At 64.1% G+C, this 1061-nt stretch carries 2 protein-coding genes; one reads left to right on the top strand and one right to left on the bottom strand.

From position 1 onward, the window contains the following. A partial coding sequence (locus tag AB0E19_RS38890; RefSeq protein WP_362190016.1) for a hypothetical protein occupies positions 1-339 on the bottom strand: 339 nt, incomplete at its 3' end. A 290-nt stretch (positions 340-629) separates the two neighbouring features. Between AB0E19_RS38890 and AB0E19_RS38885 the strand changes: the two genes are divergently transcribed. Continuing rightward, a partial coding sequence (locus AB0E19_RS38885) for a hypothetical protein (protein WP_362190013.1) occupies positions 630-1061 on the top strand: 432 nt, incomplete at its 3' end.

Genomic DNA, 1061 nt, shown 5'->3' with positions numbered 1-1061 from the left:
GGCGGAAAGGCCGGCAGCACCATAGCCGGAGGTCAAGACGCTACCCGCCTGCAGTTCGATACGACTTCCCGCACCCTCGGCGCGTGCAGCGGCAGCACGCAGCCCTTCGGTAATCAAATTGACCGGCCCGGTTGGAATGAGGCTGCCACCGTTGATGGCAAGGAACGCATGCCCACCCGGATTGCCCGGCTCCACCGGGTCAGTGGTGCGGTAATCGCCCGCAGCCGGGTTCTGTTCGTCGCCATCGGCGATGACCTGCTGTGCCATGGCGACCGACGACGCCAGGGCGGCGGACAACCCCACGGCAAGCAGATGGGGGCGGGGAAGTACACGACGCATGCGGGGGACGCTCCAATGGAAGGGCCCATACCGTAGGAAGCGGCCGCAATGGCGCCTATCGAATTGGTTGCATACCGCAGCCGCTGCGTCGTCCTGCCGCGCCCAAGTACGGACCGGATTCACTGTGCTGAACATCGGCCGACCCGAGCGTCCAGACGGCCAGCGCTTTGCAACTAATTGCATGGGCCGGAGCCGTGCCCGCGGCCAGAATTCGTGCCGATCAAGACACAGGTTGCCTGCTTAGGCTCATCACGCGCGCTTCACGCGAAGAGGTCGAAAAGGCCACATCCGTGAACGAGCGCCTGAACGACTCCCTGTGTCGACTCTTTCCCAGAAAGGACAAGACCATGAACCGTCATCGCACCCGCACTGCTCATCCTCATCAACGCCCGCTGGCGCGTGGCATCGTCCTCGCACTCTGCATGCTGCCGCTGGCCGGCGCCTGGGCCGGTGATCTGGACGGTACCGTTGGGTTGGTCAACAACGGCGACCCGATTGAAGAGTGGACACTGCGCAACAACGCGGTGTTGACAGTGGTCGGTGGGCAGACCAACAGCATCCGTGCGGTTGATTCACTCGTGTACATGTCAGATGCCACCATCAACCGCAGCGGCTCCTACCAGCGTGCTGTCGAGCTGGATGGCACGGCGAGCCTGCAGTCGGAACGCAGCACGTTGCGTGGCGGCGGCATCTTGGTCCAGGGCTCCTCGTCGGCGCACCTG

The sequence above is a fragment of the Streptomyces sp. NPDC047974 genome, assembly GCF_040653375.1.
GTDB lineage: Bacteria > Actinomycetota > Actinomycetes > Streptomycetales > Streptomycetaceae > Streptomyces.
Note: the sequence above shows the minus strand (reverse complement) of the source record. Positions and strands in the feature narration are given on the sequence as shown.